The sequence below is a fragment of the Pseudomonas sp. PME37.24/025 genome, assembly GCF_055556615.1.
In genome coordinates this window covers 234,706-259,819 of sequence record NZ_JBVHNK010000004.1, presented here as the reverse complement: position 1 = coordinate 259,819, position 25,114 = coordinate 234,706, and the positions used below count along the sequence as shown (strand labels likewise).

General features: G+C 59.8%; 20 protein-coding genes. 7 read left to right on the top strand and 13 right to left on the bottom strand.

All coding sequences use genetic code 11. The features are described 5' to 3' along the window. Positions 1 to 147: 147 nt before the first annotated feature. Positions 148 to 864 (bottom strand): TraX family protein, encoded by a 717-nt coding sequence (locus tag ACZ3HH_RS09910; RefSeq protein ID WP_465804242.1) that lies wholly within the window; start codon positions 862 to 864, stop codon positions 148 to 150. A 127-nt stretch (positions 865 to 991) separates the two neighbouring features. On the opposite strand from ACZ3HH_RS09910, the gene ACZ3HH_RS09905 reads away from it, so the two are divergent. Together ACZ3HH_RS09905 and ACZ3HH_RS09900 are read left to right on the top strand one after the other, a co-directional pair. Continuing rightward, positions 992 to 2,032 carry a threonine aldolase family protein gene (locus tag ACZ3HH_RS09905; RefSeq protein WP_465804241.1) on the top strand — a complete coding sequence of 347 codons (1,041 nt, stop codon included), beginning with the start codon at positions 992 to 994 and terminating at the stop codon, positions 2,030 to 2,032. A 242-nt stretch (positions 2,033 to 2,274) separates the two neighbouring features. After that, entirely contained in the window at positions 2,275 to 3,099 is an 825-nt protein-coding gene (locus ACZ3HH_RS09900; protein ID WP_465804240.1) for an SDR family oxidoreductase, read from the top strand. A 120-nt stretch (positions 3,100 to 3,219) separates the two neighbouring features. Here the strand turns inward: ACZ3HH_RS09900 and gbcB are convergent, their stop codons facing one another. Further along, positions 3,220 to 4,320: a glycine-betaine demethylase subunit GbcB gene (gbcB, locus tag ACZ3HH_RS09895; RefSeq protein WP_465804239.1), complete on the bottom strand. Its 1,101-nt coding sequence runs from the start codon at positions 4,318 to 4,320 to the stop codon at positions 3,220 to 3,222. A gap of 282 nt (positions 4,321 to 4,602) precedes the next feature. Between gbcB and gbcA the strand changes: the two genes are divergently transcribed. Further along, a complete protein-coding gene (gene gbcA, locus ACZ3HH_RS09890; protein ID WP_030128547.1) occupies positions 4,603 to 5,898 on the top strand; it encodes a glycine-betaine demethylase subunit GbcA in 1,296 nt (431 codons plus the stop codon). A gap of 122 nt (positions 5,899 to 6,020) precedes the next feature. Here gbcA and ACZ3HH_RS09885 read toward each other — a convergent pair whose 3' ends face one another. The 10 genes from ACZ3HH_RS09885 to ACZ3HH_RS09840 form a co-directional block, all read right to left on the bottom strand. Next, on the bottom strand, positions 6,021 to 7,265 hold the full coding sequence (locus ACZ3HH_RS09885) for a metallophosphoesterase family protein (RefSeq protein WP_465804238.1): 1,245 nt from the start codon (positions 7,263 to 7,265) through the stop codon (positions 6,021 to 6,023). Positions 7,266 to 7,291: 26 nt separating this feature from the next. Next, on the bottom strand, positions 7,292 to 9,160 hold the full coding sequence (locus ACZ3HH_RS09880; protein ID WP_465804237.1) for a c-type cytochrome: 1,869 nt from the start codon (positions 9,158 to 9,160) through the stop codon (positions 7,292 to 7,294). 90 nt (positions 9,161 to 9,250) lie between these two features. Further along, positions 9,251 to 12,703 (bottom strand): alpha/beta fold hydrolase, encoded by a 3,453-nt coding sequence (locus ACZ3HH_RS09875; RefSeq protein ID WP_465804236.1) that lies wholly within the window; start codon positions 12,701 to 12,703, stop codon positions 9,251 to 9,253. A 1,063-nt stretch (positions 12,704 to 13,766) separates the two neighbouring features. After that, on the bottom strand, positions 13,767 to 14,333 hold the full coding sequence (locus ACZ3HH_RS09870; RefSeq protein WP_465804235.1) for a GNAT family N-acetyltransferase: 567 nt from the start codon (positions 14,331 to 14,333) through the stop codon (positions 13,767 to 13,769). Positions 14,334 to 14,354: 21 nt separating this feature from the next. Further along, complete coding sequence (gene etfB / locus ACZ3HH_RS09865) at positions 14,355 to 15,125, bottom strand: electron transfer flavoprotein subunit beta (protein WP_109635441.1); 771 nt, start codon at positions 15,123 to 15,125, stop codon at positions 14,355 to 14,357. A gap of 15 nt (positions 15,126 to 15,140) precedes the next feature. Next, positions 15,141 to 16,361, bottom strand: coding sequence for an electron transfer flavoprotein subunit alpha (gene etfA / locus ACZ3HH_RS09860; RefSeq protein WP_465804234.1), 1,221 nt, complete (start codon positions 16,359 to 16,361; stop codon positions 15,141 to 15,143). After that, a complete protein-coding gene (gene dgcB / locus ACZ3HH_RS09855) occupies positions 16,361 to 18,310 on the bottom strand; it encodes a dimethylglycine demethylation protein DgcB (RefSeq protein ID WP_465804233.1) in 1,950 nt (649 codons plus the stop codon). The genes etfA and dgcB overlap by 1 nt, the downstream gene beginning before the upstream one ends. 161 nt (positions 18,311 to 18,471) lie before the next feature. Next, the gene (gene dgcA / locus ACZ3HH_RS09850; protein ID WP_465804232.1) at positions 18,472 to 20,532 is read right to left on the bottom strand and encodes a dimethylglycine demethylation protein DgcA; all 2,061 of its coding nucleotides are present in this window, start codon (positions 20,530 to 20,532) and stop codon (positions 18,472 to 18,474) included. Between the two features lie 15 nt (positions 20,533 to 20,547). Continuing rightward, positions 20,548 to 21,078 (bottom strand): DUF5943 domain-containing protein, encoded by a 531-nt coding sequence (locus tag ACZ3HH_RS09845; protein WP_052967365.1) that lies wholly within the window; start codon positions 21,076 to 21,078, stop codon positions 20,548 to 20,550. Positions 21,079 to 21,156: 78 nt separating this feature from the next. Further along, positions 21,157 to 22,134 carry a dipeptidase gene (locus ACZ3HH_RS09840; protein ID WP_007907542.1) on the bottom strand — a complete coding sequence of 326 codons (978 nt, stop codon included), beginning with the start codon at positions 22,132 to 22,134 and terminating at the stop codon, positions 21,157 to 21,159. Between the two features lie 236 nt (positions 22,135 to 22,370). On the opposite strand from ACZ3HH_RS09840, the gene ACZ3HH_RS09835 reads away from it, so the two are divergent. The 4 genes from ACZ3HH_RS09835 to ACZ3HH_RS09820 all read left to right on the top strand — a co-directional run bounded on the left by ACZ3HH_RS09835 (position 22,371) and on the right by ACZ3HH_RS09820 (position 23,994). Further along, entirely contained in the window at positions 22,371 to 22,772 is a 402-nt protein-coding gene (locus ACZ3HH_RS09835) for a lysozyme inhibitor LprI family protein (RefSeq protein WP_460144301.1), read from the top strand. A gap of 211 nt (positions 22,773 to 22,983) precedes the next feature. Then, positions 22,984 to 23,238 carry a type II toxin-antitoxin system RelE family toxin gene (locus tag ACZ3HH_RS09830; RefSeq protein ID WP_123497261.1) on the top strand — a complete coding sequence of 85 codons (255 nt, stop codon included), beginning with the start codon at positions 22,984 to 22,986 and terminating at the stop codon, positions 23,236 to 23,238. Continuing rightward, complete coding sequence (locus tag ACZ3HH_RS09825) at positions 23,222 to 23,545, top strand: helix-turn-helix domain-containing protein (RefSeq protein WP_465804231.1); 324 nt, start codon at positions 23,222 to 23,224, stop codon at positions 23,543 to 23,545. The genes ACZ3HH_RS09830 and ACZ3HH_RS09825 overlap by 17 nt, the downstream gene beginning before the upstream one ends. 32 nt (positions 23,546 to 23,577) lie before the next feature. Further along, the gene (locus ACZ3HH_RS09820) at positions 23,578 to 23,994 is read left to right on the top strand and encodes a DUF3010 family protein (protein ID WP_007907538.1); all 417 of its coding nucleotides are present in this window, start codon (positions 23,578 to 23,580) and stop codon (positions 23,992 to 23,994) included. A gap of 138 nt (positions 23,995 to 24,132) precedes the next feature. Here the strand turns inward: ACZ3HH_RS09820 and ACZ3HH_RS09815 are convergent, their stop codons facing one another. Continuing rightward, positions 24,133 to 25,077, bottom strand: coding sequence for a GlxA family transcriptional regulator (locus tag ACZ3HH_RS09815; protein WP_465804230.1), 945 nt, complete (start codon positions 25,075 to 25,077; stop codon positions 24,133 to 24,135). Positions 25,078 to 25,114: the final 37 nt, after the last annotated feature.

Genomic DNA, 25,114 nt, shown 5'->3' with positions numbered 1-25,114 from the left:
CTTGTGGCGAGGGAGCTTGCTCCCGCTCGGCTGCGCAGCAGTCGTAAAAACGACCAACACGATCAACCTGACGAACCGCATGCACTGGGTTTGGGGCTGCTACGCAGCCCAGCGGGAGCAAGCTCCCTCGCCACAAGAGCATGGGGGTCAGGCAATGAGTTGGCGTAAGGCCAGAAGCACGAGGAAATGCGCGGGATAGAGCGCGTAAGCCCAACGCCGCATCGGCGGTGGCCGGATGCCTTGGGCGTGTCGCAATAGCAACAGCCCCAGCAGTGGCGCGATCAGACAAACGGCAATGCCGAGGATGGCTGCACTGCTATGAAGTCGTGCGGCGTAATACAGCACTTGCCATTGATTGGCCGCCAGACAGACCAGCCCCGGCAGCAGGCTGAAATACCAGGGACGCCTGATCACCAGCAACATCGCCAGCGGCAATAGCACGCCGAAGAAACCGAACATCAATCGCTCCGTGAACAGCGCCGCCAGCAACAAGGCACCTGCCGCCAATAGTCGCGACTGAAGCATCCTGTGCTGCCAGCCACGCGCCACCAACAGACCAAGGACCAACGTGGGCAACACGTTTAAGGTGTCGTGATCAGGAATGTACATCCGGTAGGGGATTTCGCTCAGCGCGCTAAACAGCAACAACCAACCGAGGTAGCGCCACTGGTCGTCGGTCGTTATTGCATGTGCCCTCGATAGATTTGCTGCCATCGCCAGACAGAACCACGGGAACGCCAATCTGCCCGGCACATACAGCTGATCGATGGAGTAACCGACATATCGCAGATGATCGAGCACCATGCTCAGCAGCGCCAGCCACTTGAGCAGATCCAGCGCACCATCCCGTTGAGTCATGTGCATAATTGCCCGTCAACCGTGTATTTTTCTGACAGCAACATCGCGTGTGCTCCCCGGACGATCTTCGGTAAAGTGCGCACCATCATTGACCAACGAAGCGCCACAAGCGCCTCGATCACGGAAGCAGGCCATGACCGACAAGAGCCAACAATTCGCCAGCGACAACTATTCCGGTATCTGCCCTGAAGCCTGGGCTGCCATGGAACAGGCCAACCACGGCCACCAGCGCGCTTACGGCGACGATGAGTGGACCGCACGCGCCTCAGATCAATTCCGCAAACTGTTCGAAACCGACTGCGAGGTGTTCTTCGCCTTCAACGGCACCGCGGCCAACTCGTTGGCCCTGTCGTCACTGTGCCAGAGTTACCACAGCGTGATCTGCTCGGAAACCGCCCACGTCGAAACCGACGAATGCGGCGCGCCGGAGTTTTTCTCCAACGGCTCCAAGTTGCTTATTGCTCGTACCGAAAACGGCAAGCTGACGCCGGAATCGATCCGCGAAATCGCCCTCAAGCGCCAGGACATCCACTACCCGAAACCGCGCGTCGTGACCCTGACCCAGGCTACCGAAGTCGGCAGCGTGTACACCCCGCAAGAAATCCGCGCCATCAGTGTCACCTGCAAAGAACTGGGCCTGAACCTGCATATGGACGGCGCGCGTTTCTCCAACGCGTGCGCATTTCTTGGCTGCTCGCCAGCGGACCTGACCTGGAAGGCCGGCGTCGACGTGTTGTGCTTCGGCGGCACGAAAAACGGCATGGCGGTGGGCGAAGCGATTCTGTTCTTCAACCACAAACTGGCTGAAGACTTCGATTACCGCTGCAAGCAGGCCGGGCAATTGGCCTCGAAGATGCGCTTCCTCTCGGCGCCGTGGGTCGGGATTCTGGAAAACGACGCCTGGCTCAAATACGCCCGCCACGCCAACCACTGCGCGCAGCTGCTGGCCGAATTGGTAAGCGACATTCCGGGCGTGGAACTGATGTTCCCGGTGCAGGCCAACGGCGTGTTCCTGCAGCTGTCAGAGCCGGCCATTGCCGCGCTGACCGCCAAGGGCTGGCGCTTCTACACCTTCATCGGCAACGGCGGCGCACGGTTCATGTGCTCGTGGGACACCGAAGAAGAACGCGTGCGCGAATTGGCGATGGATATTCGGGAAGTAATGGCAGCCTGAAGCCACCAAGCTCTTGTGGCGAGGGAGCTTGCTCCCGCTCGGCTGCGCAGCAGTCGTAAACCAGCCAACGCGGTCTGCCTGACAGACCGCATGCTCCGGCTTTGGGGCTGCTTCGCAACCCAGCGGGAGCAAGCTCCCTCGCCACATAAAACCCTCATGCAAAATGACCCTGCAAGACTTGGTCTACATTGACTGGCGAGCCGTTTCGATCCGCTCAGATAATAACAATCAGGAGCGTACGCATGTCATTACAAGGCAAAACCCTGTTCATCACCGGCGCCAGCCGTGGCATTGGGCGTGAGATTGCGCTGCGGGCAGCAAAGGACGGGGCCAACATCGTGATTGCCGCTAAAAGCGCCACCCCTCACCCCAAACTGCCTGGCACCATTTTCAGCGTGGCGGCGGAAGTTGAAGCCGCGGGTGGCAAGGCGCTGGCCTTGCAGGTGGATGTGCGCGACGAAATTGCCGTGCGCCAGGCCATGGCCGACGCCTCTGAGCATTTCGGCGGCATCGATGCGCTGATCAACAATGCCGGGGCGATCAAGCTGACCGGCGTGCAACACATCGAACTCAAGCGCTTCGACCTGATGCACCAGATCAACACCCGCGCCGTGCTGCTGTGCAGTCAGGCAGCCCTGCCCTATCTGAAAAAAACCGCCGGCCACATCCTCAACCTGTCACCGCCGCTGAACCTGGCCACCAAGTGGTTCGCCCAGTACAGCCCTTACACGGTAACCAAATACGGCATGAGCATGTTGACTTTGGGTATGAGCGAGGAATTCGCCTCCTACGGCATCAGCGTTAATTCCCTGTGGCCGCAGACCATGATCGCCACAGCCGCCATCGAATTTCAGCTGGGGTCACGCGAGTCGTTCAAGCATGCGCGCACGCCGGCGATTATGGCGGATGCTGCTTACGCGATTCTGGATAGCAGTGGTCGCAGCATTACCGGGCGCTTGCTGATTGATGAGGAGATTTTGCGGGAGCATGGCGTGACCGAATTCGATCATTACCGCTTTGAGCCAGACAGCAACGACAAGCTGATGCCCGACCTCTTTATCGACTGAAAAACACCGTTCCTGTGGGAGCGAGCTTGCTCGCGATAGCGGTGGATCAGCCAACATTGATGTTGGATCTGATTCCGTCATCGCGAGCAAGCTCGCTCCCACAGGGTTCCATGGTGTTTATCAGAACTCGATGCGAACATCGCCCTTCGGCACGCTGCAGCACGACAGAATGTAACCCTCGGCTTCGTCTTCTTCTGTGATCCCGCCGTTGTGTTCCATGTCAACTTCACCACCGAGCTTCATCACCTTGCAGGTCCCGCAAATCCCCATCCCGCAGGCTTTGGGGATCAGCAAGCCAAGCTTGGCTGCCGCCGCATGCACGGTTTCTCCCGGTGCCACACGAATGCTCTTGCCCGAAGCGGTGAATTCCACCTGATGCAGATCTGCCGCGTCGATTTCCGGAGCGTCAGCCGCTTGTTCAGCGTGTTCCACAGCGTCGGCGCGGGCTTCTGGCGGGGTCGCGCCGAAGGATTCTTCGTGGTAACGCGACATGTCGAAGCCAGCGGCTTCCAGCAAGCGCTTGACCGCGCTCATATACGGTGTCGGGCCGCAGCAGAACACTTCGCGCTCAAGGAAGTCCGGCGCCATCAATTCAAGCATTCTGTGGTTCAGGTAACCGCGATAACCGGCCCAGGGCTCACCCATGCCATGCTTCTCGCAAATCAGGTGCAGGCTGAAGTTGTCGATCCGCGACGCCATGTGTTCCAGTTCGCGGTGGTAAATGATGTCTTTGGGCGAACGGGCGCTGTGGATAAACACCATGTCGACGTTGCCGTTGGTGTCGTAGAACCAACGGGCCATGGACATGACTGGGGTGATGCCGACGCCACCGCTGAGGTACAGAACCTTTGGCGCGGTGAAGTCCATGGCGTTGAACAGCCCGACCGGCCCGTGCACCGCCAGTTCCTGGCCTTCATGCAGGGTGTCGTGCAGCCAGTTGGACACTTTGCCCCCCGGCACGCGCTTGATCGTCACCGAAAAGCTGTACGGCACCGACGGTGAGCTGGAAATGGTGTAGGAGCGCATAATCGGCACGCCGTCGATTTCCAGCTCCAGGGTGACGAACTGCCCGGGCTTGAAAAAGAACAGGATTGGCTGGTCGGCCATAAAGCAGAAGGTGCGCACATCCCAGGTTTCCTGGATGACTTTGACGCAACGGACAATGTGTCGACCATTGGCCCAGGTCTGGGTGGTTACCGGGTTCAGGAAGCTGTTGGACATGCTGATCTCCACGGCCGACTGTCGGCCTTCATGTTGGCGATTCTGCGTATAGCGCGAACCTCCCATTTACCTATCTGCGACATTCACATACTTATCGCGACCAGCCCCCAATTACCGGGGGTTGCGCGTCGGGAACAGATTGGGCCATGTCGCCCATGGATAAGGTTCTGGCGAGCGCCGGCCCCACACTCGCCTCAACAGATAACTGCTGTTTTTTGTCTTGCGTCGCATAACCGTAGCCACTATTCGCCGGCCACACCGAATGGCCTTGAGGATTAAATGATGGACGTCACCACTACCCTGAGCCTGGGCGATCCGCTGGAACCCGCACGCAAGGCCACCGCGCAGATGCTGCAAGAACGCGAGCGTACATTCTCGCTGCCGCAGCCGTTTTACTCTGACGAGCGGCTGTTTGATATCGACATGCAGGAAATCTTTCAGAAAGAGTGGTTGATCGCCGGCATGACCTGCGAAATCCCGACCAAGGGCAACTACCTGACCCTGCAAGTCGGCAAGAACCCGATCATTGTGATTCGTGGCGCCGACGGCGTGGTCCATGCGTTCCACAACGTCTGCCGTCACCGCGGTTCGCGGCTGTGCACCAGTGAAAAAGGCAAAGTCGCCAAACTGGTCTGCCACTACCATCAGTGGACATATGAGCTGGACGGTCGCCTGCTGTTCGCCGGCACCGAAATGGGCGCCGACTTCGACATGAAGCAGTACGGCCTCAAGCCGGTAAACGTCAAAACTGCTGGCGGTTACATCTTCATCAGCCTGTCGGAGAACCCACCGGCCATTGATGACTTCCTGTCGACGCTGAACCATTACATGGAACCGTACGACATGGAGAACACCAAGGTGGCGATCCAGACCACCTTGTTCGAAAAAGCCAACTGGAAACTGGTGCTGGAAAACAACCGCGAGTGCTACCACTGCAACGCGTCGCACCCGGAACTGTTGAAAACCCTGCTGGAATGGGACGACGTCACCGACCCGCGTGCCGACCAGGCCTTCAAGGACCACGTCGCTGCTTCGGCCGCTGCCTGGGAAGCCGAGAAGATTCCTTACGCCCACGCCAGCTTCGGCCTGCGTAACCGCATCGTGCGCATGCCGCTGCTCAAGGGCACCGTGTCGATGACGATCGACGGCAAGCAGGGCTGCAAAAAACTCATGGGCCGGATCCAGAACCCGGACCTGGGCTCGATGCGCATCCTGCACCTGCCGCACTCGTGGAACCACTGCATGGGCGACCACATCATCGTGTTCACCGTGTGGCCGATCAGCGCTCAGGAAACCATGGTCACCACCAAGTGGATCGTGCACAAGGACGCGGTCGAAGGCGTGGACTACGACGTGGAGCGCATGCGCCAGGTCTGGGATGCGACCAACGACCAGGACCGTCGCCTGGCCGAAGAAAACCAGCGCGGGATCAACTCCACCGCGTACCAGCCAGGGCCTTACTCCAAGACCTATGAATTTGGCGTGGTGAACTTTGTGGACTGGTACAGCGAGCGGTTGCTGAACAACCTTGGGGCCGAGCCTGCGCCGTACCTCAAAGGGGTTCCGGTCCAAGGCTAAGAGCAAAAGCATCGCGAGCAGGCTCGCTCCCACAAGGATTGGCGGCGTTCACAAATTTTGTGAACACTTCCGCCCACTGTGGGAGCGGGCTTGCCCGCGATGAGGCCGGCACAGTCAGCCCGTTAATTTGAAGACCACCGCACCGACCCATCCTCGCCAATAAACGTCTCTTCGATGTTCTCCCCCACCAGCCGCACCTTCACATAACCGTTCAACACCCGATCCGGATACGCCTCATCCCGCGCATTTTGGGTTTCCGACCACAGCACCCGCGCATGCCCGTTCAGCTCGCTGGCATTGCCGTAGGGAATCGCCCCATGCCCGGCGCAACGCGCATGCAACCCGCCTTGCGCGGCATAGCAGATGCCGTTGTGCAAATGCCCCCAATACCAGTAATCGGGCTCACGCCCCAAGGCATCGCACACTGGTTGATAAAGCGCGGTCTTGTTGTGCCCGGAAATATCAAAGCCCTGGTGATGACTCAGCACCATGATTTTCTTGCGCTGGGGCAGGCTTTTCATCCAGTCGATCTGCGGTTGGTTCAGGGTGCCATCCATATACAGGTTCATGGCGTCCGAGGCATACGCCGTGTCGAGGCCAATCACCAGCCAGTCATCGTTGTACAACGCAAAATAACTGGTGCCTTGCTGCGCCGGAAAACGCTTGGCCAGTTCCTTGAAATAGCCGTGGGCGCCGTTGTACATCTCATGGTTGGAATTAAGAGTGAACGAGCCCTGCGTGCCCATCGGCCAACCGGCCATGTCCACGTCTTCCTGGGAATGGGTGCCGGCGTAATACACATCCCCCAGGTGAATGGTGAAATTGGCCCGGGCCAGTTGCATCTGATTCGCCACCGCCACCGCCGGGGCATGGCTGTCGAACGGCCCGGTGCCCCAGTCGCCGGCAATTGCCAGGGTTACGTCGCGCTCCATTTTCACCAGTGCCGGATCTGTGGCGAACGGCGCGTGATGCCGCAGGTTTTCGATCCACTTCAGCAGGGCCTCGCTCCATAACAGGTCGAGCAGTTCCCATTTGCGGCAACCGAGCAGGCTGCCGTCCTTCAGCACCCGTGTTTGTAGCTCATCAACCGATTGCGGCAACGGGCTGGCATTGCCAATGCGCAGGATCGACAAACCATGAGCCAACTCCCACGGCACGCCCGGCTGATCGTCCGGCAACTCGCCGTGCTTGAGCACGTACTGCGCCTGATCGTGGCCGCGTTTGAGCAGCGCAATGATGGCTTCGAACTCCTGGGGTTCGAGTTCGCTGACGAGCTTCATCCAGGCCATTTCCACGCGCGTGAGCAAACCATGCAGCCGCACTTTGACCTTGTCGTACTCGTGTTCCCAATGACTGACCAATGACATGTCGCTTTCCTCCATCCGTAGTGGAATCACAGGGTTTTCATGAACTCGATGAGCGCCCGCTTATCGAGTTCCGACAGCTGCGTGCCGTACAGATGGCCGCCGTTGTGGTTGCCCTCCAGACGGGTGTCGTATTTGAAATCCGCCGAAGCTTTCATTTGCGCACCACTGGTGACAAAGCCGACCTTGTCCTGGTCGTACACATCGGAGCCGGTGAAGAACACCAGCGGTCTCTTTTCCGGTGGTTGCAGCAAGTCCCACAGGGTCGGTACCGAACCGTTGTGCAAGTACGGCGCGCGTAACCAGACGCCGTCGGTGGGCGTGTTGCTGTAGCTCTGGGTTTTGCGATAGGCACCAAAGTCGAACGGTGCTTTCTTGAAGCCATGGAAAGCCGTCACTAAACCATTGGTGAACGAGTTAAGCCGATGGGGATCGGTGCCCAGTTCATCAATGCTGGTGGTGACCTGACCGGTGTCGGTGCGGCCGAAATCATGGCAACTGGCGCAGTTGTTTTCCCAGACCGGTTTACCCCGTGCGACTTTGGCCTGGTCCAGCGCGAACGGCCAGGCCGGTGCCTTGTGGCCCAGCAACCAGTTGGTCACCCGGTTGAAACTGGCCGGCAACACCGACTCGGGCGTCGCGCCCACGGCCATGGCTGCCGCGTAGTTACGCTCATGGATGTCGTTATTGTTGCCGTCCCAGTGCAGGTACAGCGACTCCCGAGGCTTCTGGTTCCAGACTTGCGGCAAGTCGACGGTGCCGATGGTCGAGTCATCCGGGAAGCCGAACACCACCATTTTCGTCGGGTTGAAGGTGTCGGTACGTCCCGGCCCTTGCGGTGCGCGCAGTCGTTGCCAGGCATAGGCCTGCTTCTGCTTGACCAGCGCGCTGGTGGCCATCGGAATGATCACGTAGCGGTTGTACAAGCGCTCGAAAAACCCGAGCTGGAACTTGCTGTTGATCGCCGTCATCACCGCGTCGGGAGTGAATTTCGGGTCGCTGGCGCAATTGTAGGCAAACCACTGGAAGGCCTGCAGTTGCAGGGTATTGGCCGGCGCGGTAGCCACCGGGATGGCGACGTCACTTGTATTGGCCCGGTAGGAACCGGTGTGGCACAGGGCGCAGTTGGGCTCCACGGTCGGGTAACCGATCTGCCGCTTGGCCATGCCGATCGGCAGGTCCTTGCCGTTCTCGTAGAGGAAACCGAAGACCTCGTAGCCGCCGGGTTTTGGCAGTTTATCCGGGCACATCTGCGGCAATACGGCGAACAGGTAATAGGGAATCCGCGCTTCGATGCCCAGGCCGATGGCGCCGTATTTGTAGTGGTCCTCATCCGAGGCGTATTGCTCTGCCGGCACCACCCGCAGCATCTGGTACCAGGTTTCGTAGCCGATAAACCCCAGCGCCAGTACCACGACCAGCGTGGCAGCCTTGAAGCTGTGCCGCTGCCAGCGTCGCGCCCACGCCTCGCGCCACTCATGCAAGCCGTCGCGAAGCAACGCCAAGGGCCGATTGGCCGGCGCGCTGCCCAGGTAGAGCAGAGTCCCGAGGATCAGGAACATGCTCAGATCGCCCAGCAGCATCGGCACGAACACCTGGGCCTGGTTGCTGGTGTTGATCAGGTAAATCCAGAACGCCACGGCGACCAATCGCGACAACACACACAGCCATGAATGCACGACGTATCTGGGTGCGTTGAAGCCTGACGGCATGTAGAACAGGCTGATCCCCACCAGCAGCATGCCGGCGTTTTCCAGCCACGGATCGGAGAGCTGCGGCGGCATCCCGAGCATTGAGGTCAGCAACGCCGGCGCGAACAGCGCCGGGATCGCGAAGACCATGTTCATCACAATGCCTAGCCAGATGAAGCGTTGAAACCAGCGGATGTAACTGTCCATGGCATCCATTTCCCTTGTCGTCACCAATCCCAGGTCAGCACACGGCTTTTGTGGCGAGGGAGCTTGCTCCCTCGCCACAGGTGAGCAGTGCTAGCCGAGAGCCGTTTTCTCCAGGTGTTGCAGGATGATCGGGTACACATCAAGCACCGCATTCTTGCCGAACATGCAGTCGATATGCCCGTAACCCGGCACCACATGCCGGCTGTAGCGCTCCGCCCCATGGACTTTGCACACGCGGTCATAGGTCTTGAGCGTGCTTTCCGGCAGGTAGCACTGATTGTCTTCGCCGCTGATGAAGCAGATCGGCATGGTCAGCCGGTCGAAGTGCGGCATGTAGACGTCCTGGCCCTTGAAGTCCACCAGATGGCCTTTGCGCAGAATCAGCGCCAGGTGCTCGAAGGTCTGCATGTTCGATTCGCCGAACAGTTCATGCAGGTTGTCATGCAGGGTCTCGTTGAGCGTGTCGTGGCGGTACAGCGACGCGTACATGAAGGTGATGCGATGGCACACCGGGTTGGTGCAGTAGCCTTGAGCCTCGATGCGGGCGTACCCGTTGAGGGCCTTGTCGTAAAGCTTGTTGAACCAGCTCTCCTTGTTGTCGGCATACGCGGTGAGGGATTTGATGCCGATGGCGTCGAGCATCCCCGGAAGGTGCAGACCGGCCTTGAGCCCGGTTGCCGTGGCGACCACCGTATCCGCCGCAATCTGCGAACACACCACCGAACGCACGCCCTGCAACCCGGCCAGCAGCGACATAAAGAACGTCGTAGCGCCGTAGCAATGCACCACGCACTGCACGTCCGCCGCCTTGGTTGCTTGCTGGATCTGCGCGATGGCGGCCTTGAAGTCGTACTGCGCAATCTGGTCGCCGTTCCATTCTTTCTTGCTCGCAGGCAACAGAATGCTCACCCGCAAATCCAGCAGCCAAACGTCGTACTCGTGCTTGCACAGGTACTCCAGCAGGTTGGTCTGGATGGTGTCGGTGGAGAAAATATTCGAGCCCACGCCCAAGCCATGCACCAACATCACCGGCCCTTTGCTGCCGCCCTGATAGCGGGTCAGGCGTAGCTGGACGCTGTCTTCGGTCTGGAAGAAATGCACGCTCGGCGTCGGTGCATCCAGTGGGCGTTTCTGCCGCGGCGGCGCATCGGGGTTGAAGTAGATGTCACCGGCGAACACCCCGCCGTAGCTCTCCCACAAGATGCCGGCGAAGAACTTGCCGAACCGTGCCAGCCCTTCAACGCGCTCACGTTCGTTGCGGGCGTTGAGCACCTTCATGGTGGTCATCTGCTTGGCGAAATCGGCTGGATGGATATGCATCACACCCGAACCCATCACCTCACCGGTCTTGTCAGATCCGCGATACAGCGTCACGTAGAGGGTGCTGGTGTCGTGCCAGACGTTCAGCACTCCATTGTCTTCGGGCACGGTCTTGAACGCGCTGAAGTAATAATCGCTGCCGTCCTCGGCGGTCAGCTTCATGTCGTAATTCATGTGCCGCACGCCGACCTGTTCCTGATACTCCTCGAACAGGTTGAATACGCCATTGCTGGCGGTCAGCGGTTCCCGCGACAGGCCCGGCGCATTGAGCGTGCCGACCAGCGTCGCAGCGTGTTGTGGCTCCTTGATCATGCGATTGAGGTCGTTGGCGGTGATGGTCAGGGTGAACTCGATCGGCGAGTTCTCCGACTCGCCGCGTTTGGCCGCCGCCTCGTAGAGTTTGAGATCGGTGCCCTGAGGCTGGGTGAAGTCTTTGGAGAAATAGCCCTTCATGGTTTCGGTGAACTGCACGCCGAGGGTCGGCGGCGCCACCTGTTTGCGCGGCGCCGAGGGCAGCGTGTAGTCGATATGCCAACCGCGATCGGCAGCCAGCAGGCCCATGTTGCGCTCGCTCACGGCGGAGATGGTCAGCAGCGGATTGACCGCCAGGGAGGTCGGAATCACCGCGCCGTCGGTCACGTACAACCCGGCGTAGACATTGGTGCCACTGACGCCGCTGAACACCTGGCCCTTGTGATTGACCACGCCCTGCTCCGCGTCCTCGCCCATCACGCAACCGCCCAACGGGTGGACAGAAACGATGCTGTGTTTGAGCAGCTCGGTCCAGATCGGGTTCTCGACCCAGATCCCGCCTAATGCCTTGGTGCTCTGGTGCAACCGCTCGTTACCGAGTTTGACGTTTTCCTGCTCGCCAACACCCGGCCAGTCGATGCGCAGCTGATCCTTACTGTCGAGCACCATGCGCCCCTTGCCGTCATCGTGACTCATGATCAGGTAGGTCTGCATGTTATGCAGGGCGCCGTGATACGGGCCGCGAAGGAAGCTTTCGGTTTCGCGCTCGGCGTACTTGAGCTTGCCGCTGAAGCTGTCATCGGTGGGTTTGCCGATCAACCCGGCGAACGCCGCCATGCTCGGCACCATGGGCCGGCCGAGCGCGCCGGGGATCGAGCCTTCTTCGATGACCATGCGGCTGCGCCAGTCGCCTTCGGTGCGCATGTCGATGATCGAGGTGATGCACGGGCCGACCGGTTTCATTTCACTGGCCGGGTGCGCGCCGAAACCGATGCCGTTGATCGCTTGGTCGCAGTTGTGGCCGAAACCGAGAATGTCACCGTTGCCGCTCATGTTCTCGCCGAGTTGATCGGACGTCGCCAGACCTTTGTCCCGAGAACGCAGGAGGATTTCGGTGGAACCCAGGGTGCCCGCCGAAACCACAACGACGTCAGCCTTGACGAATAGCGTCGGTGCCGAGAACTTCTCGCGGCCACTGTCCAGGTATTGGAAATGCACGATCCAGCCGTCGCCGTCGCGCTCCAGGTGCCGCACCTCGGCCTGGCAGAAAATCTCCGCGCCGTGGTTCCAGGCGTCCGGCAGGTAATTCATCAGCGTGGTGTTCTTGGCCTTGTTGTTACAGCCCGACACGCAGTCGCCGCAGTGGTTGCACGGCAGCTGCTCGACGCCAACATGGTTGAGGTTGTTCGGCAGTTTGTCGAAGGTCACGTTGATCGGTGGTTTGTAGAAGTGCGCGCCTTGCTTGAGGTAATCCGCGGACTTTTTGTTGGCGTCCAGCTTGGGCAGGTTCGGCGCGGTGTTCGGATACGGATTGGGCTTGAGCATCTCCCGAGCCCGGGCGTATCCATCCTTGAGCAGCGTGTCTCGATGTTCACGCACCGCCAGTGGCCAACGCGGGTCGTCGAACACACCGGGTTCCGGTTCCAGCGCAACGTTGGCGTTGATCAGCGACGTGCCGCCCAAGCCGCAACCGACCACCACGTTCTGCTGGGCATTGACGTGCAAGTCGAACAGCCCGGTGCGCGAACCGATGTGCCCGTCCGGGTCATGGACTTGCAGTTCTTCAGTGGCCGCCAGCATCGTATTGGGGTATTCGCCGGGCTGGATTTCCCGTCCTCGCTCCAGCAGGCACACCCGCTTGCCGGCCCGGGACAGGCGCGACGCCGCGATCCCGCCGCCGTAGCCGGAGCCGATGACGATCACGTCGTAATGTTCCTTGATGTCGCTGATGGGCGTGGCGATCCGTGTCATGGGTCATTTCCTCTCAGGCAGATGGGCAACTCTGTGGTTGCCTGCAATCGATCGACGAACGAACGCCTGGTCACCGGGCACGGTCGGGCCTCAGTGGCAGTGGCGTCAGGGTATGGGGAAAGGTTTCAGGCGCTATAGACGAGCGCGCTGATTGGCGGCGCGACGATGAATTCGCTTACGCAGCAAGGTCGCGGGTGTCGGTACACAGGTCGTGCAGGGATTTGGGTGCGAGCGATGTGGCTGGCTATCCATCACGCGTTCTCCCTGAACCAGATGTGGATAAGTGACGGCGGTCCTTGTGCCCTGAGAGTGAAGACAGACGACAGATCGAAGTCAAGAAGTGCCTTAGAACTGTATGAAATCTGATCTATCGCGTTGTGGCCTATAGGGGCCGTGGCTTGCAGGGTTTAGCGAACAAGTTATCCACATCTCCACCCACAGCTATTGGGGACAACTGTGGATGAGGGGGCAAATTTATTCACAAAAAACCAAGAAAAACCGTGACTTATCCAGAAGCAGGGTTTTTCGCAAGCATTGATCATTTTTTAATCAGAAGCCTGTAGGCCACGGTTTATATGACGTGCAGAGGATGGCGAACACCTTATCCACAGAAGCGCCAACAGACTTTGGGGGCAACTTTGCAGGTTCTGTGGAAAACCGCTGAAAGCCGCGAGAATTCAGGGTTTGCGGAAGGATCAGGGGGGGAAAAGGGCCAATTGAACATTATTTGATCAACTCACTGAAAGCCACGGTTTATATAGCCTGTAGCGGACAGCGAACATCTTATCCACAGAAGCGCCAACAGAGATTGGGGGCAAGTATCGGCTTACGAACGAAGCCATTCTGTGGAAAAAGCTCGAAAAAACCGGGAGTTAGGCTGGTTGTTTTTTGTACTGAAGGCTGGAGGGCTTGATGGGCATGGGGTGTAGCGAGGGGCGAACATGTTATCCACAGAAGCGCTAACAGGGATTGTGGGTAACATTGGTGTGAACACAATCAATGTTCGACACTGAACCCGTGTGGGATCGCCGCACCGCCACTCCCACACGAACAGGGCTCAGCCTTAAGGCCGATACATCAAATAGGCTTCCCCCGTGACCCGAATCATCGGATGCGGCGTGATCTGGCAGGTATCGACGATCCGGAAGCCATGGCGCTCATAAAACCGTCGGGCACCGGTGTTCGCCGCGTAGTCGATCAGGCTCAAGCCGTTGAGCCCCAACCGGTTGGCACGGTCGTAGGCGTAGGCGAGGAATTGTTTGCCCAATCCCTGATTGCGCCAGCCCTCATGCAGGGCCAGGCTCGAAATATAAAGGGTGTCGGGGACTTCCATCGTGGCATACGGCGCCAGGACCGGATCGGTCACGGGAGCGGCCTGCGGATCGTGACGCATCGCGTAGCTGTGCAGCATGCCGATGACCTTTCCCTCAGCTTGCGCGATCAGGCAGTTCTGATAGGAGAAATCAACGTCTTCACGTGCGTAACGACTGGCACCGACCTCCAGCAGGTCCTGGCCAGGCTGCGCCAGTTGGCTCCAGATGTAATCCGCCGCACCTTCTGATGAAATCTGAAACAAGCGAGCAATCTCCCGCGCATCCGCGCGCAGGGCCGAACGAAACTCAATTGCCATTTACCGGGCTCCACAGGACCGTTAGCGAACCACGCCTTCTTCAATCAGCAACTTGAGAATGGCTTCGGCACCCGCCTGCGCAGTCACGCCCTTGAGCACCTGCCCGCCTCCGCCACTGGCCTTGGCCGTCGCTGCCTTCATGCGGTCTGCACCGCTCTTGGCCTTGATCACTTTCAAGCGTTTGGGCCGTGGCTTGGCCGGTTGCAGCGTGGCTACCGCCAGCAGTTCATCGTCAATCACTTCGACTTCATCCGCCTGCAACACGCCGCGCCGGGCCGGGCCGTAGGCGCTCTGCCGAGGCTTGGGCGCCGCGTTATCCACAGTCGCCAGAAATGGCAGGCGTACTTTCAAGCGCCGACGCTGGCCGCGAGGCAAGGCCTGCAGCACCAGCGCCGAACTACCGTCGATGGATTCGACCTGCGCCAAACCCACCACCAGCGGCCAGCCAAGGCTTTCCGCCAACAGGAACGGCAACATGCCCGAGCCTTCACCAGTTTCCGCCTGACTACCGGTCAGCACCACTTGCGCCCCGGCATCGCGCAAATACGCGGTCAACGCCGGCAGCGCGTCCGCACCTTCCGGTTGCTCCAGCACATGCAACTGCTCCAGGCCCATGCCCAGATAAGCGCGCAGTGCCGGTTCCGCGACGTCGCCGGCATGCAGCACTTGCAGGTTATCCCCAGCCAGTTGCAAACCCAGTTCAACCGCCCGCGCATCCTGCTCGGCGCGGCGTGGCCGGCCGGAGGTCGGGTGGGCGCCGATGGACACCAGGCTGATGATTTTCGTGCTCATAACCCTTTCCTTTCCTTAAGCCGCATCGCGCTTGGCTTCATTGCGGTAAGCCTCTACCGCATCGATCAAGGCTTGAAGAATCTCGGCGCTCTCGCCGATCACCGACAGGTCGGCCCGTTTGATCATGTCGCAACCCGGATCGAGGTTGATCGCCACCACCTTGTCGCAGGCACCGATGCCTTGCAGGTGCTGGATCGCCCCGGAAATACCCACCGCCACGTAAACCCGTGCCGTGACCCAAGTGCCCGATGCACCGACCTGACGGTCGCGGGCCATGAAGCCATCGTCCACCGCCACTCGCGACGCACCTTCGGTCGCGCCCAACGCCTCGGCCGTCCTGTGGAAAAGTCCCCAGTCCTTGACCCCGTTACCGCCGGAGAAGATGAACTCTGCTTCGGCCATCGGAATCGCCGCCGGGTCCACCGCCACCGCGCCCAGATCTTCGATCCGCGACAGGCTGCGTGCTACCGCTGTGGATAACTCCACCGGCAACGCTTCGTGACGGGTTTCGCTGACCGGTTCGGCGCATTCGGCAGCCGCCAGAATCAAGCGGGCGACCGGACGTGCAAGGTCTTGCAAACCAGCACCGGCGCGGCCGATGCACTCCTGATCCTTGACCTGCCAGACCCGCGTGGCCGGGCGTTCGCCCAGTGCGGCGGCAAAGCGTCGACCCAGTTCGCCACCACCGCTGCGGCTGTCCGGCAGCAACCAGTGACGAGGGCTGAACTGGTTATCCACAGCCCGCAGGCCCTGGACGCGTTGTTCCGGTGCATAACCGCTGAATTCGTCGCCCTCAAGCACCAGCAAGCGATCCACGCCAGCCGTGGCGAAGGCGTTTTCCTTGTGCTCACCGAAGACCACGGCCAATACCGCGCCGTCCTTGCCGGCCAACTGATGAGCCAGGCCGAGCAAGTCGCGGTCGTGGCTGCTCAAGCGGCCGCCGACCATGTCCGGTACCACGCTGATGTAAAACGCAGGTTGCGGCACTTGATGCAGCGGCAATTGCACTTCAACCGCGGCCGAGCGTTTGGTCGCCCCGCCCTGCTGAGCGCCGCTGCGGTCAATCCGTTTGATACCGTTGGGGCCGATAAAACCGATGCCATGGGGATTCTTGCGGATGAGGCCGTTAGGCCCCATCCAGCTGTGTTGCGCCGGTTGCATGGCCGCGTGCAGCGGGTGCAAGCGGTTGCGGGCGATCCATTCGGCGCGTGGGTCGCGGCGGATAATGTCGCTCATTAATGCACCTCCGCAGGTTCACGTTTGGCCGGTGCCGATGGCTTTCCCGGCGCGGCGTCTTCAAGCAGCGCATCAGCCACCAGTTCGGCGATGTCCTTGATCAACGGCCGTGGTTCGACCACGCCCTCAAGCATCGCAGTGCACTGTGGACAACCCACGGCCACCAGTTCGGCGCCGGTTTCGCGGATGTCTTCCATGCGCATGTCGGGGATCCGCTGCTTGCCCGGAATGTCGGTGATTGGCGCACCGCCACCGCCACCGCAGCAGCGTGAACGGAAACCGGAGCGTTGCATTTCCTTGATCTCGATGCCCAGGGCGCGCAGTACTTCACGCGGTGCCTCGTATTCGCCGTTGTAGCGGCCGAGGTAGCACGGATCGTGATAAGTCACGCTGCTGCCTTTGTGCTGGCCGAGGTTCAGGGCACCTTCGCCAATGATCTCCGCCATGTAAGTACTGTGGTGCTGCACGAGGTAGTTGCCGTCGAAGGCGCCGTACTCGTTTTTCAGCACGTGGAAACTGTGCGGATCGCAGGTGACGATGCGGTTGAAGCTGTACTTGGCCAGGGTCTGGATGTTGCGTTTGGCCAACAGCTGGAAGGTCGCTTCGTCGCCCAAGCGTCGTGCCACGTCACCGCTGTCGCGCTCTTCAAGCCCCAGCACCGCGAAGTCGACCTTGGCTGCTTTCAGTACTTTGACGAAGGCGCGCAGGGTGCGCTGGTTGCGCATGTCAAAGGCACCGTCGCCGACCCAGAACAGCACGTCGGTGGATTTCTTCTCGCTGAGCAGGTTCAGGTTCAAATCCGCTGCCCAGTTCATCCGCCCGCCCGGCGCGAAGCCGCCCGGGTTGTCGGTGGCAATCAGGTTTTCCAGGACTTCGGCGCCCTTGTTCGGGGTTGCTCCTTTTTCCAGGGTCAGATGGCGGCGCATGTCGACGATGGCGTCGACGTGCTCGATCATCATCGGGCATTCCTCGACGCAGGCACGGCAAGTGGTGCAGGACCACAGGGTTTCAGCGTCCACCAGACCGTTGACGATTGGTTGATGCGGATTGCCACTGTGTTCGCCAATTGCTTTGCCTGGATAAGGGCTACCAGCAAACTTGGCGTCAGTACCGCCAGCCAGGCCAACGACCATGTCCTGAATCAGTTTTTTCGGGTTCAGCGGCTGGCCAGCGGCGAACGCCGGGCACGCGGCTTCGCACTTACCGCACTGCACGCAAGCGTCGAAGCCGAGCAGTTGGTTCCAGGTGAAATCCTTGGGTTTTTCCACGCCCAATGGCGCGGTTGGGTCGTTCAGGTCCAGCGGTTTCAACCCGGTGGAACGTCCGCCACCAAAGCGTTCAGCGCGACGGTGCCAGGCCAGGTGCAATGCACCGGCGAAGGCGTGCTTCATCGGCCCGCCCCAGGTCATGCCGAAGAACAGTTCGCTAACGCCCCACAGCACACCGACGCCGAGGATCGCCGCCACCACCCAACCACCGAAGTTTTCCGGAAGGATGCCGGCGACCGGCAGGGTCAACAGGAAGAACGATGCCGAGAACGCCATCAGGCTTTTCGGCAAGCGCATCCACGGGCCTTTGGACAAACGGGCCGGTGGGTTGCGACGGCGCAGGAACATAAAAATCGCGCCGACGAACATCACCGCCGACATCAGCAGCAGTGCGTAACCGAGGATGCGGTTATGCAGGCCAAAGCCATGCACCAGAATCGCCAGCACAATGGACGCCACCGCACCACCGGCCGTGGCGACGTGGGTGTTTGCGATGTATTTGTCCCGCGCGACGACGTGGTGCAAATCGACCATGTAGCGTTTGGGCATGGCGAACAGACCGCCGATCAGGTCGACTTTCGAAGCCCGGCCCTGACGCCACATAGCCACCCGCCGCAACGCGCCCAGGACAGCCAGGCCCAAGGCAGCGAACAACAGGATTGGAAGAAGGGTGTTCAACATGTGGAGCTCCCAAAGACCGCAGGGTCTTGCAGGTCGAGATGCCTGACTCGGTTCCTGTGGGAGCGGGCTTGCCCGCGATTGCATTCTGTCAGTCACATCTGCATTGACTGACCCACCGCTATCGCGGGCAAGCCCGCTCCCACAGGGTCATGTGCAAGCCGTTAGAAGTCTTTGCACAACCGCAGCGCGTCATAGATCGCCGCGTGGGTGTTGCGCTGGGCCACGCAGTCGCCAATGCGGAACAGCAAGTAGCCGTCACCTGGTTGGCTCAGCGAAGGCTGAGGCTTGATCGCGAACAAAGCTTCGATGTCCATCTGGCCTTTGTTGCGCGAGTCTTCCTTCAGCGCGTAGTAGATTTCTTCGTCTGGACGCACGCCGTTCTCGACGACCACCTGGTCCACCACCCGCTCCTCTTTGGCGCCGGTGTATTCGTTTTCCAGCACCGCCACCAGCTTGTCGCCTTCGCGGTAGACCTTCTCCAGCATCATGTCCCCGGTCATGATCACTTCTTTCGGGTACATGCTGCGGTAGTAAGTCGGGAACGACGTACCGCCGATGGCCACGCCCGGTTTGATGTCGTCGGTGACGATCTCGACCTGGCTGCCCTTGTCGGCGAGGAAGTCGGCCGTCGACATCCCGGTGAACTCGCAGATGGTGTCGTAGACCAGCACGTTCTTGCCCGGCGCAACCTTACCGTCGAGGATGTCCCAGCTGCTGACCACCAGGCCTTCAGCCGCGCCCCAGTGTTCGTTCTGCTCCAGGAACGGATGACCGCCGACGGCGAGTACCACCACGTCCGGACGCAGGTCGAGAATGGTCGCCGCATCCGCCGCCACGCCCAGGCGCAGGTCGACTTTCAACCTCGCTAGCTCAAGCTGGAACCAGCGAGTGATACCGGCGATCTGGTCCCGTTGTGGAGCTTTCGACGCGGTAGTGATCTGCCCGCCGATGAATTCCTTCTTCTCGAACAGGGTCACATCGTGGCCACGTTCGGCCGACACGCGAGCCGCTTCCATCCCGGCAGGACCGGCACCGACCACCACGACTTTGCGCTTCACACCGGTCGACTTCTCGATGATGTGCGGCACGCCCATGTATTCACGGGAAGTCGCGGCGTTCTGAATGCACAAGACGTCCAGACCCTGGTACTGACGGTCGATGCAATAGTTGGCGCCGACGCATTGTTTGATCTGGTCCACCTGGCCCATTTTGATCTTGGCGATCAAATGCGGGTCAGCGATGTGGGCGCGGGTCATGCCGACCATGTCGACGTAACCGCCCTCCAGAATACGGGTTGCCTGGTTCGGATCCTTGATGTTCTGCGCATGCAGCACCGGAGCCTTCACCACTTCCTTGATACCGGCGGCCAAATGCAAGAATGGCTCCGGTGGATAACTCATGTTCGGAATAACGTTGGCCAGGGTGTTGTGGGTGTCGCAACCCGAGCCCACGACACCGATGAAGTCGATCATGCCGGTGTCGTCGTAGTACTTGGCGATCTGTTTCATGTCCTCGTGGGACAAGCCATCCGGGTGGAATTCATCACCGCACAGACGGATGCCGACGCAGAAGTCCGGACCGACTTCCTTGCGCACAGCCTTGATTACTTCCAGGCCGAAACGCATGCGGTTTTCGAAGCTGCCACCCCATTCGTCGGTACGCTTGTTGACGCGCGGGCTCCAGAACTGGTCGATCATGTGCTGGTGCACAGCGGACAGTTCGACGCCGTCCAGGCCACCGGCCTTGGCCCGCGCCGCTGCGCTGGCGTAGTTGCCGATCACCCGCCAGATTTCTTCCGGCTCAATGGTTTTGCAGGTCGCGCGGTGCACCGGCTCACGGATGCCCGACGGCGACAGCAGGGTTGGCCAATGCTCGCCGTCCCAGCGCGAACGTCGGCCCATGTGGGTAATCTGGATCATGATCTTGGCGCCATGCTTGTGCATGGCGTCGGCCAGGTTCTGGAAGTGCGGAATGATCCGGTCGTCGGCCAGGTTGACCGACTTCCACCAGCCTTGCGGGCTGTCGATGGCCACGCTGGAGGAACCGCCGCAAATCGCCAGGCCGATCCCGCCCTTGGCTTTCTCTTCGTAATACTTGACGTACCGGTCGGTGGTCATGCCGCCGTCGGTGGCGTAGACCTCGGCGTGCGCGGTGCTGAGCACGCGGTTGCGGATGGTCAGTTTGCCGATCTGGATCGGCTGGAACATTGCTTCGAAAGCCATGGCGGGGTCCTCGACTTACAACGGCTTGACGGTGAACAAACCGTCGTCGTGGCCTTCTTCGGAGCCACCGTAGACTTGCTCGGCGACTGTACGGATCTTGCTGCCGCGAGCAGCCAGGATCTGGTCCATGGCGCCGGCGAACCAGCCAGTGAACATATAGTCGACCTTGCGCCCGACCTTGCCGTACACGTAGACAAATGCGGAGTGTTCGAGCTTGACGCTGGCGGTGCCTTTGTCGAGGTCGATGTCCTGAATCTTGAACAGGCCCCAGCCGCGTTGCGACAGACGCTTCATGTAATGCTCGAACACTGCGACACCTTCCAGGCCGTGGCATTCAGCTTCTTTTTCACACCAGTGCCAGGCGGACTTGTAGCCGGCCTTGTAGAGGATTTCGGCGTAGGCGTCGGCGCCCAGCACTTCCTCGATGCCCATGTGGTTGTTGACGAAGAAATGGCGCGGCACGTACAGCATCGGCAGGGCGTCGGAAGTCCAGATACCGGTTTCGCTGTCGACTTCGATTGGCAATTGCGGGGCGATTTTGGCCATGGAAACTTAACTCCAGAAAATTCGTTTTGTTGCCCCCGGCACGGACGGCCGAGGGAAAGGATTCAGAGGTGCGGTGGCTTATTCGCCCCAAACGTCTTTGAGGACGTTCACCCAGTTCTCGCCCATGATCTTGCGCACCACCCGCTCGGAATGGCCGCGTTTGAGCAGGGTCTCGGTCAGGTTCGGGAACTCGCCCACGGTGCGGATGCCCAGCGGGTTGATGATCTTGCCGAAGCTGGTCAGACGGCGGGCGTAGCCCTTGTCATGGGTCAGGTATTCGAAGAAGTCCTGGCCATGGCCCTGGGTGAAGTCGGTGCCGATGCCGATGGCGTCTTCGCCGACGATGTTCATGGTGTATTCAATGGCTTCGGCGTAGTCGTCGATGGTCGAATCGATACCCTTGGCCAGGAACGGCGCGAACATGGTCACACCGACGAAACCGCCGTGATCGGCGATGAACTTCAGTTCTTCATCGGATTTGTTGCGCGGGTGAACTTTCAGACCCGACGGCAGGCAGTGGGAGTAGCAGACCGGCTTCTTGGATTCGAGGATGACTTCTTCGGACGTTTTCGAGCCGACGTGGGACAGGTCGCACATAACCCCGACACGGTTCATCTCGGCAACGATTTCACGACCGAAACCCGACAGGCCGCCATCGCGCTCGTAGCAACCGGTACCGACCAGGTTTTGGGTGTTGTAGCACATCTGCACGATACCGACGCCGAGCTGCTTGAAGACCTCGACATAGCCGATCTGGTCTTCAAACGCGTGAGCATTCTGGAAGCCAAAGAGGATGCCGGTCTTGCCCTGTTCCTTGGCCTTGCGGATATCGGCGGTGGTGCGCACCGGAATCACCAGGTCGCTGTTCTCGCGGATCAGCTTCTGGCTGGCGGCGATGTTGTTGACAGTGGCCTGGAAGCCCTCCCACACCGACACGGTGCAGTTGGCCGCAGTCAGACCGCCCTTGCGCATGTCTTCAAACAGCTCGCGGTTCCACTTGGCAATAATCAGCCCGTCGATAACGATGCTGTCGGCGTGCAATTCGGCTGGGCTCATCAGGCTGTCCCCTATTAGCGATTCATGCGCCGAATCGTGTGCCGGCGCTTTGGGGCCAGCATATGCCTGAGGGAGGGGGCAGCCGGGTGCAAAAACGACAGAGGGTTTGCCGAAAGCGTCAATCCGCGACAAAGGGTCGTCAACAGGCGTCATCGCCTACCTGTTCAAGCCCGTCCGCTTGGGCCAGAATTCGCCGCATCACTGGATGCATTACTGAATTAAGGGGCGGCGGCGCAATGAAATCGATCTTCCTGGCTTTGGCACTCATAGCGACTGGCGTACAAGCAGCTGAAGAGGCCGACGACAATCCCTGCGACGCTGTCGAAAACGAAATCCAGACCCTGGAGTGCTCGGCCTACAGCAGAACCACCGCCGAACAGCTGCTGAGCGACAACTATCAAAGCCTGACCGAGCGCATGCAAACGCTTTACGGCAACAACAAGGCGCAACTGACCGACATCACCGCCAAAATCAAAACCGCGCAACAGCAATGGCTGAAAACCCGGGACGCCGATTGCGCAGTGGACGCATTTCCGGCGACCAGCGGTAGCAAAGCGTTCACCATTGCGCAGAACGATTGCGTGGCGCGGATGAGTGACGAGCGGTCGGAGTTTTTGGAGACGATTGGGCAGGAGTGATCCTGAATCGTCCGTCGAAAGCTGGTAGCCCTACCAGCTTTTACCTTCAATCAAGACCTTTCCCACAGGCTTCACCGAGCAAGCCTACAACTCCCGCCGGGTAAGGGTTAAACCAGCTTTCTCGAGCAATATCCCGACAAATATCGTTTGTTGGCCACCTGAAAAATATAAGCAAAGATTAGCAAATCTTATAAAAGACTTATATTCTCCCATGAACAGCATTCACTGGACTCGAAAGGCCGTTAAGCAGCTCTTGAAATTGCATTCCGTTCATCAGATCCAGGTTCGTGATGCCATCACGGCGCTAGCTGGCATGCCTGATGTAGGCAACGTCAAAGCACTGGTTGGTCATGACTACGCCTATCGACTGCGAGTCGGTAGTTATCGGGTCATGTTCGACTGGGATGGCGCGATCAAAGTGGTCAGTATTCAAGAGGTCAAAAAACGCGATGAACGCACCTACTGAGATTCAAATCATCAACGATGCGGAGGGAAAACCGGCGTTCGTGGTCATTCCTTACGCGCAGTATGTGGCGCAGAAGATCGAGCCCGATCTGATCCCCCACGAAGTGGTCAGTCGCATCGTCGATGGCGCGACGCCCATTCGCGCCTGGCGCGAACACCTGAACCTTACGCAGGATGAAGTGGCCAAGCGCATGGGCATTTCCCAACCGGCTTTCGCCCAGCAAGAGACGGTCGCCAGGCCCCGCAAGGCAACCCGTGAAAAAATTGCCGCAGCTTTTGGCATCACCGCCAACCAACTAGAGTTGTAAGCTGAACGCCCGCATCAGGAAAAGGGATTGAAATGAAAATCTGCGGTATCGAAATCAAAGGCAGTGAAGCGATCATCGCCGTGGCCTCCCTCGACGGTCAGGCGCTCAGTCACGTCGCCCTCGCCACGAAGAAAATCGCCCTCGACGAGGACGACGAAGCCGCCAATGTCAAAGTCTTCGCCGCTCAGGTGGCGTCGTTTGTTCGCGAGAACTCCATCGACCGGATCGCGATCAAGAAACGCAGCAAGAAAGGTGAGTTCGCCGGTGGGCCGACCACGTTCAAGATCGAGGGGATTTTCCAGCTGCTGGAAAATTGCGAGGTGACGTTGCTGTCGCCGCAGACCATCAATGCGCAGAACAAGAAGTTCGATTTTGCACTGCCGGAGACGCTGAACAAGTATCAGCATGAGGCTTACAAAGCGGCCTGCTCGGTGTTAATGAAGAAGTAACATTTTCTCTCATCAACACAGATCATTGTGGGAGCGGGCTTGCCCGCGATGGCGGCGTGTCAGTCAACATCAACATTGAATGTGCCGGCCTCATCGCGGGCAAGCCCGCTCCCACAGGTTTCTCGGGTGTCGTCAGAATTAAGCTTTAGCCGTACGTCGGTCTTCACGCGGGCACCGCTCAAATCTCGCCCGATAACTGCGGGTGAAATACGACGGCGATTCAAACCCGCACGCGATGCTCACTTCCAGCACACTCATGTTCGTCTGACGCAACAACTGCCGCGCCTTTTCCAGCCTTAACCGCAGATAGAAATTGCTCGGCGTGTCGTTCAGGTGCAGGCGAAACAGGCGCTCCAGCTGACGCCGGGTCACCTTGATCGATTCCGCCAACTCCAGGGTACTCAGCGGCGGTTCGCTGTGCTGTTCCATCTCCCCGATCACCTGCACCAGTTTCTTGTTGCTGATGCCATAACGCGTGGCAACTTCCATGCGCTGGTGGTCTTTGCGTGGGCGGATGCGCCCGAGTACGAACTGTTCGCTGACCTGGATCGCCAGTTCCGGGCCGTGGGCCTGACCGATGAGGTCGAGCATCAGGTCGATGGAGGCTGTGCCGCCGGCGGAGGTGATGCGCCGACGGTCGATCTCGAACAGCTCCTGAGTGACGCTGAGCTGTGGATAAGACTCCTTAAAGGCGTCGATGGCTTCCCAGTGCAGGGTCAGGCGATGGCCGTCGAGCAGGCCGGCTTCGGCGAGGACGAAGCTGCCGGTATCGATGGCGCCGAGGGTCACGCCTTCGTTGTCCAAGCGGCGCAGCCAGTGCTCCAGCGCCGGGGTGGTGAATTTCAGTGGCTCGAAACCGGCGACTACCAGCAAGGTCGCGCCTTTCTTCAGGGGTTCCAGCGCCGCATCGGCGTTGACCGACATGCCGTTACTGGCCAAAACCGCCCCGCCATCAGCGCTCAATACATGCCAGCGGTACAGCTCACCGCGAAAGCGATTGGCGACCCGCAGCGGCTCGATGGCCGAGATGAAACCGATCGCCGAAAAACCCGGCATCAACAAGAAGTAGAAATCCTGGGACATGGAGCGCACTCGATGGCAGGTAGCGAGAGGGCGGGAA

What these genes read in the sequence shown, in the direction of transcription:
- ACZ3HH_RS09910 (WP_465804242.1), bottom strand. Translation starts at nt 864, where the DNA reads ATGCACATGACTCAACGGGATGGTGCGCTGGATCTGCTCAAGTGGCTG.
- ACZ3HH_RS09905 (WP_465804241.1), top strand. Translation starts at nt 992, where the DNA reads ATGACCGACAAGAGCCAACAATTCGCCAGCGACAACTATTCCGGTATC.
- ACZ3HH_RS09900 (WP_465804240.1), top strand. Translation starts at nt 2,275, where the DNA reads ATGTCATTACAAGGCAAAACCCTGTTCATCACCGGCGCCAGCCGTGGC.
- gbcB (WP_465804239.1), bottom strand. Translation starts at nt 4,320, where the DNA reads ATGTCCAACAGCTTCCTGAACCCGGTAACCACCCAGACCTGGGCCAAT.
- gbcA (WP_030128547.1), top strand. Translation starts at nt 4,603, where the DNA reads ATGGACGTCACCACTACCCTGAGCCTGGGCGATCCGCTGGAACCCGCA.
- ACZ3HH_RS09885 (WP_465804238.1), bottom strand. Translation starts at nt 7,265, where the DNA reads ATGTCATTGGTCAGTCATTGGGAACACGAGTACGACAAGGTCAAAGTG.
- ACZ3HH_RS09880 (WP_465804237.1), bottom strand. Translation starts at nt 9,160, where the DNA reads ATGGACAGTTACATCCGCTGGTTTCAACGCTTCATCTGGCTAGGCATT.
- ACZ3HH_RS09875 (WP_465804236.1), bottom strand. Translation starts at nt 12,703, where the DNA reads ATGACACGGATCGCCACGCCCATCAGCGACATCAAGGAACATTACGAC.
- ACZ3HH_RS09870 (WP_465804235.1), bottom strand. Translation starts at nt 14,333, where the DNA reads ATGGCAATTGAGTTTCGTTCGGCCCTGCGCGCGGATGCGCGGGAGATT.
- etfB (WP_109635441.1), bottom strand. Translation starts at nt 15,125, where the DNA reads ATGAGCACGAAAATCATCAGCCTGGTGTCCATCGGCGCCCACCCGACC.
- etfA (WP_465804234.1), bottom strand. Translation starts at nt 16,361, where the DNA reads ATGAGCGACATTATCCGCCGCGACCCACGCGCCGAATGGATCGCCCGC.
- dgcB (WP_465804233.1), bottom strand. Translation starts at nt 18,310, where the DNA reads ATGTTGAACACCCTTCTTCCAATCCTGTTGTTCGCTGCCTTGGGCCTG.
- dgcA (WP_465804232.1), bottom strand. Translation starts at nt 20,532, where the DNA reads ATGGCTTTCGAAGCAATGTTCCAGCCGATCCAGATCGGCAAACTGACC.
- ACZ3HH_RS09845 (WP_052967365.1), bottom strand. Translation starts at nt 21,078, where the DNA reads ATGGCCAAAATCGCCCCGCAATTGCCAATCGAAGTCGACAGCGAAACC.
- ACZ3HH_RS09840 (WP_007907542.1), bottom strand. Translation starts at nt 22,134, where the DNA reads ATGAGCCCAGCCGAATTGCACGCCGACAGCATCGTTATCGACGGGCTG.
- ACZ3HH_RS09835 (WP_460144301.1), top strand. Translation starts at nt 22,371, where the DNA reads ATGAAATCGATCTTCCTGGCTTTGGCACTCATAGCGACTGGCGTACAA.
- ACZ3HH_RS09830 (WP_123497261.1), top strand. Translation starts at nt 22,984, where the DNA reads ATGAACAGCATTCACTGGACTCGAAAGGCCGTTAAGCAGCTCTTGAAA.
- ACZ3HH_RS09825 (WP_465804231.1), top strand. Translation starts at nt 23,222, where the DNA reads ATGAACGCACCTACTGAGATTCAAATCATCAACGATGCGGAGGGAAAA.
- ACZ3HH_RS09820 (WP_007907538.1), top strand. Translation starts at nt 23,578, where the DNA reads ATGAAAATCTGCGGTATCGAAATCAAAGGCAGTGAAGCGATCATCGCC.
- ACZ3HH_RS09815 (WP_465804230.1), bottom strand. Translation starts at nt 25,077, where the DNA reads ATGTCCCAGGATTTCTACTTCTTGTTGATGCCGGGTTTTTCGGCGATC.